Raw genomic sequence first — 6000 nt, forward strand, 5'->3', positions numbered from 1 at the left:
ATAGAAATTGCCGCTACAAATGTGTTTTCTTATTAAATCAAATTTATGTTCAATAAAATCCATCACATTGCCATTATCTGTTCTGATTACGAAAAATCAAAAGATTTTTATGTGAATAAACTGGGCTTTACGGTGCTGGCCGAAGTGTACCGGGCAGAAAGGAAATCGTACAAGCTGGACCTGGCAGTAAACGGTGTTTACCAGATCGAGCTTTTTTCTTTCGAAAATCCACCTGCACGTCCATCGCGACCAGAGGCACAGGGTTTACGCCATTTGGCTTTTGAGGTAGCAGATATTGAACAGGAAATTAAACGGTTAAATGAACAGGGAATTGTGACCGAACCGATCCGCATTGATGAATTTACGGAGAAGCGTTTTACTTTTTTCGCCGATCCGGATGGTTTGCCTTTAGAATTGTACGAGGTTTAGCATGAGTATTTTTAAATTCAAACAGTTTGAGGTTGACCAGGCAGGTTGTGCTATGAAGATCAATACCGATGGGGTTTTAATTGGGGCTATGGCCAATCACAATGCACCTAAAACTATATTGGATATCGGTACGGGTACCGGCGTTATTGCGTTGATGTTGGCGCAACGTTTTCCTGAATCACATATATATGCTGTGGAGATAGACAGGCAAGCAGCAGAAACAGCCAGTAATAATTTTAAAGTATCCGTTTTTAATGAGCGATTAACTATTAATCATGTCGCGATTGAACAATATAACCCTTCTGCACAATTCGATCTGATTGTTTCCAATCCACCTTTTTTTGTGAATGATCTTAAAAATGAAGAAGTACGAAAGGGAATTGCCCGGCATGCAGGTGAAGATTTTTTTAGGCTGTTAATTGAAAAATCAAACTCGCTTTTGGCTGATGATGGGCAAATCTGGCTTGTTTTGCCGGTTAAACAGGCTGACGATGTGATTGCAATCGCATCTCAATATCATTTATCTTTTGCTGAGCGGATCAATTTACATTCCGATGAAAATAAGCCAACTTTTAGACAGATTATCTGTTTGAAAAAAGGTGAAACGTCTTTAAAAGAAAGTGATTTTTATATTTATAAATCTATAAAGGAACATACCCAAGCCTATCAGCTTTTGTTGAAAGATTTTTTTCTGGCTTATTAGGTAACATGATGTCGTTTTGAGGGTAGGTTTTTGTGAAAAAAATATGAATAGCTGTTTTTTTGCAAATAGAAGGCTGCGAGAGATCGCCATTACCAACTCGATTTTGAACCACGAAGTGCTCATAAATGCTTTTGAAAAAAAATAAAAGCATATGAATAATCTTAATGTCAGCGTTTAAAATATTACTTCACAGCGCATTTTGTGGTTCCTGCATGAGCGAGAATGGCAACTGCACTAAGGAAATACGTCAATGGTATTGAACATTTCAGCGCCTTAATTAAAGTAATAGTATGGTTCGTACTCAAGCCTAGCATGAGAGAATACTGTTACAAGTTCTGAGACATTTTACCAGCTTACTTTCCAAAAAAAAGGAGCTGCCGTTTCTGATATAGTTTACAATAATCTCATTATCATTTGTAAATTAGGAGGTGTAATCTCATCTAATTTAAATGAAAAGTATCCTAAATGTGTTCTTGCTGTGCCTCCTGGCAATATCTTCACTTGCTCAATCAAAAAGACAAAAAACTGGAGATCCTTTAGCGGGGATCGATACTTTGTTCAATAAAATATTGAAAGATCAGCAGGTGGCTGGTTTTGCGGTAGCTGTGGTAAAAGGCGATCAGGTAATTTATAGTAAAGGTTTTGGTTACCGAGATGTCGAAAGCAAAAAACCGGTTACACCGAATACGCTTTTTGCTATTGGTTCGAGCACTAAATCATTTACCTCTGCACTTATTGGTTTACAGCAAAAAGAAGGGAACCTATCATTTGATGGCATTGCTACTTCTTATTTACCACAGTTAAAGTTTTATAATGATAATATGAACAACCAGATTACCGTGCGCGATATGATGTGCCACCGCACTGGTTTATCACGTTACGATTTATCCTGGTTCGTGTTTAATACTTCCAACCGCGATAGTATTATACAAAGGGTGCGTTATATGGAGCCAACTGCCCCTGTACGCGCGAAATGGCAATACAATAATTTTATGTTTTTGGCGCAGGGCATGATCGTTGAAAAACTGACCGGTAAAACCTGGGAGCAAAACATTAAAGAAAAGTTTTTTAATCCCTTGGAGATGAGCCGTTCCAATACCAATATTTTTGAATTCGAAAAGGATAATGATGCTTCGTTACCCTATAGTATAAATGATAAAGGCACTATTGAAAAGATTGATTATTATAATATAGATGGAATGGGGCCGGCGGGTAGCATCAATAGCAGTGTGAACGATATGACGCACTGGTTAAAAGTGTGGATTAACGGGGGCACTTATAAAGGACAAGAGATTTTACCTGCATCTTATATAAGAGAGGCTGCGAGCTCCCAGATGGTAATAAGCGGTGGTTTACCCGAAGCGGATAAGGATATTTACCTATCTAACTATGGTTTTGGCTGGATGATCAGTTCGTACCGTGGGCACTATATGGTAGAACATGGCGGCAATATTAATGGCTTTTCGGCAAGTGTATCCTTTTTTCCAACAGATAAAATAGGTATTGTGGTTTTAACCAATCAGAATACTTCCAATGTTCCCAAAATAGTGTATAGCAGCATTGCCGATAGGCTATTGGAACTGAAAAATATAGATTGGAACGGTAGGGCCCGTAAAGCAAAAGCAGAAGCGAAAGAAAGGGAAAATGCAGCGAAGAAAGCAGCAGAAAATCCACGCGTTTTAAATACGAAACCTTCACATCCTTTAAAAGATTATGATGGCCTGTTTGATAACCCTGCCTATGGTTTGATCAATGTATCATTTAAAAATGATTCGCTATTTGCCACGATGGGAAAAGAGAAGATTTTGCTCAGGCATTATCATTATGATGTATTCAGCATCAGTGGCATAGATAAAAAGGAAAAGATTGATACGGCAGAAAGCGATCTGCGTTTCAATTTTATTAGCGGACAGGACGGTAAAATTGAAGGAATTGGTCTTCTGCTTGAGCAGAGCATAAAACCAGCCATTTTTATCTACAAACCAAAAACGGTTGAGTTAAATGCTGCAGCCTTAGAAAGTTACATCGGTAGTTACGGCGATAAGGGAATGACCAAGGTATATTTAAAAGGCAAAATTTTATTTGTTTCAGTACCCGGTCAGCCAGAATACGAAACCATTTCAGTTGGAAACGATGTTTTTAATTTTAAAAATTTAAAAGGCTTTAGTTTAAAATTCGAGAAGAAAGAAGGCGTAACAAAAGCTTTGTCTGTTTCATTTATACAGCCTAACGGAACATTTAAGCAGGTTAGGCAAAACTGAAAATAGAGTGGATCAACCCGGTTATCGGGCATAATTATAATTTCTACATGTTGGTAATATCCTTTAAGGAAAAAACATCTTTTAACAGCTGTTTTAAATGGACAGAAAATAATTAACCAGTAATTAATTTGTAAAGCGCAATGCATATTAACTTTACCTCGTGAAAAAAATAGGATTAATTTCAGATACACATGGTTTTTTGGATGATGCGGTTTTTAAGCATTTTGAAAACGTAGACGAAATCTGGCATGCCGGCGATTTTGGTCAGGATGTAGCTGCCCCGCTGGCCGCTTTTAAACCTTTGCGTGGGGTGTTCGGGAATATTGATGATGCAGCGATCAGAAATGAATTTCCGGAGAAAAATCGATTTAGCTGCGAAGGGGTAGATGTGTGGATGACGCATATTGGCGGGTATCCAGGTAAATACTCTTCTTATGTTAAGCCAGAAATATACACTAACCCTCCAAATTTATTCATCACCGGGCATTCGCATATTTTGAAAGTGATGTTCGATGAAAAGATAAAATGTTTGCATATAAACCCCGGTTCAGCAGGAAAACACGGTTGGCATAAAGTGCGAACCCTGATTAGATTTTGCATTACTGATGAAAATATTCATACCTTAGAGGTTATAGAGTTATCGGGTAGATAATGTAAAATATACACTAAGTATGGTTTGTGGCGTTAAAACACTAGGACAATTTATTATAGAAAAACAGGCAGATTTTCCCTATGCCAAAGGCGAACTTTCGAGGCTGCTGCGGGATATTGGGATTGCTGCAAAAATCGTTAACCGCGAAATTAACAAAGCCGGTTTGGTTGATATCCTTGGTGATATGGGAACCACTAATATTCAGGGCGAAGAGCAGAAAAAACTAGATGTTTATGCAGATAAACAGTTTATTGCAGCCTTAACCAGCGGAGGTGAATGTTGCATCGTAGCTACGGAAGAGGAGGATGAGATTATCCATATCGATTCGCCGGTTTCGCAAAATGCAAAATATATTGTATGTATCGATCCTTTGGATGGATCGTCGAATACCGATGTAAATGTTGCGGTAGGTACCATCTTTTCTATTTACAGAAGGAAATCGCTTGAAGGTAGGGCCAGTTTAGCAGATGTATTGCAAAAAGGTACTGAGCAGGTAGCTGCTGGCTATGTTATTTATGGTTCTTCTACCATGCTGGTTTACACAACCGGAAAAGGGGTTAATGGTTTTACGCTTGATCCATCTATTGGTGAGTTTTGCCTTTCGCACCCACAGATGAAAATACCGGAAAATGGGTATATGTACTCATTAAACGAGGGCAACTATGTGCATTTTCCAGATGGTGTAAAAAAATACATCAAATATTGCCAGGTAGAAGATGAAGCCACAAAACGTCCATATACTTCGCGTTATATCGGCTCCATGGTGGGCGATATCCATCGCAATTTAATTAAAGGTGGAATTTATATTTACCCTACAACTTCACGTTCGCCCAATGGGAAATTAAGGTTGTTGTACGAATGTAACCCAATGGCTTTTATTATTGAGCAGGCTGGGGGTAAGGCCAGTACCGGTTTCGAGCGTATATTGGATATTAATCCAACAGAATTACATCAAAGGGTTCCAATTTTTATCGGATCAAAAAATATGGTAAAAAAAGCAGAAGAAATGATGTTTTTGTATACGGAAAAATCAATCGCTGTTGAAAATGATATAGAAGCTAAACTCGAAGATTTGAAGGTAGTCGGCGGATTGGACTAAAGCAAGGTTGCCTTATTTCTTTCTGCTTCAAAAATACTGTCTATTGCTAGGTTTGCCTTGTCTTGAGAAGCAAATACGGCTAACCGGTCGCAACGTTCATTTTCAGGGTGAGCGTTGTGGCCTTTAATCCAAACGAATTTCACTTTATGCAGTTTATATAATTCAAGGAACCTAAGCCAAAGGTCTTTGTTTTTTTTATCCTTGAAATTTTTGGTTACCCAGCCGAAAACCCATTTCTTCTCCACCGCATCTACCACATATTTCGAATCGGAGTAAACAGTTACCTGCTGGTTTAAGCTTTTTAATGCTTCTAAGCCTTTTATTACAGCCAATAGCTCCATGCGGTTATTGGTGGTCATTCTAAAACCGCCACTTAATTCCTTATAATGTTGTCCTGCCCTTAAAATGGTTCCCCAACCGCCTGGTCCGGGGTTTCCGCTAGCTGCTCCGTCTGTATAAATTTCGATCATAAACGTTGTAAAGTTATGTTTTTAGGTTTAAAATCGCCTATTTTATCTGTTGCCGAAATTTTTTTTCAAATTCAAATAATTGAATGTTAAGGAATTAAAAATTTGTTGTAAAAACATTGAAAAAAATATTTGCAGGGAATGTTAAAAGTCGTACTTTTGTGACATCAAAAACACGGTGGCTGTAGCTCAGCTGGTTAGAGTATTGGTTTGTGGTGCCGAGGGTCGTGGGTTCGAGCCCCATCAGCCACCCCGAGTTTTAAAAGCAGTTCTGAAAAGAGCTGCTTTTTTTGTTTAAATAACTTACTTTTAGTTGTTTGCAGAGATGTTGATCATAAAAGGTGTTTTTTGGGATCAAGCGGAAAAGTTGGGGGGAATTAAATAATTTC

Annotated in this window: 6 protein-coding genes and 1 tRNA gene; 6 read left to right on the forward strand and 1 reads right to left on the reverse strand. The window is 38.3% G+C overall.

The window, feature by feature from the left end:
• The first annotated feature begins 45 nt into the window (after positions 1–45).
• The 5 genes from OQX63_RS21920 (at position 46) to fbp (ending at position 5144) form a co-directional block, all read left to right on the forward strand.
• On the forward strand, positions 46–429 hold the full coding sequence (locus OQX63_RS21920) for a VOC family protein (protein WP_265852939.1): 384 nt from the start codon (positions 46–48) through the stop codon (positions 427–429).
• 1 nt (position 430) lies between these two features.
• Positions 431–1132: a tRNA1(Val) (adenine(37)-N6)-methyltransferase gene (locus OQX63_RS21925; protein WP_265852940.1), complete on the forward strand. Its 702-nt coding sequence runs from the start codon at positions 431–433 to the stop codon at positions 1130–1132.
• A 449-nt stretch (positions 1133–1581) separates the two neighbouring features.
• A complete protein-coding gene (locus OQX63_RS21930; protein WP_265852941.1) occupies positions 1582–3393 on the forward strand; it encodes a serine hydrolase in 1812 nt (603 codons plus the stop codon).
• 160 nt (positions 3394–3553) lie between these two features.
• Positions 3554–4045, forward strand: coding sequence for a metallophosphoesterase family protein (locus tag OQX63_RS21935; protein WP_265852942.1), 492 nt, complete (start codon positions 3554–3556; stop codon positions 4043–4045).
• Between the two features lie 19 nt (positions 4046–4064).
• The gene (gene fbp, locus OQX63_RS21940) at positions 4065–5144 is read left to right on the forward strand and encodes a class 1 fructose-bisphosphatase (RefSeq protein ID WP_265852943.1); all 1080 of its coding nucleotides are present in this window, start codon (positions 4065–4067) and stop codon (positions 5142–5144) included.
• Here the strand turns inward: fbp and rnhA are convergent.
• Positions 5141–5614, reverse strand: a complete 474-nt coding sequence (rnhA, locus tag OQX63_RS21945; RefSeq protein ID WP_265852944.1) for a ribonuclease HI — start codon at positions 5612–5614, stop codon at positions 5141–5143. The two genes, fbp and rnhA, sit on opposite strands and share 4 nt — an antisense overlap.
• A 175-nt stretch (positions 5615–5789) precedes the next feature.
• Here rnhA and OQX63_RS21950 point away from each other — a divergent pair.
• Positions 5790–5863, forward strand: a tRNA-His gene (locus OQX63_RS21950).
• Positions 5864–6000: the final 137 nt, after the last annotated feature.

Origin of the sequence: Pedobacter sp. PF22-3 (assembly GCF_026239555.1) — a bacterium.
Lineage (GTDB): Bacteria > Bacteroidota > Bacteroidia > Sphingobacteriales > Sphingobacteriaceae > Pedobacter.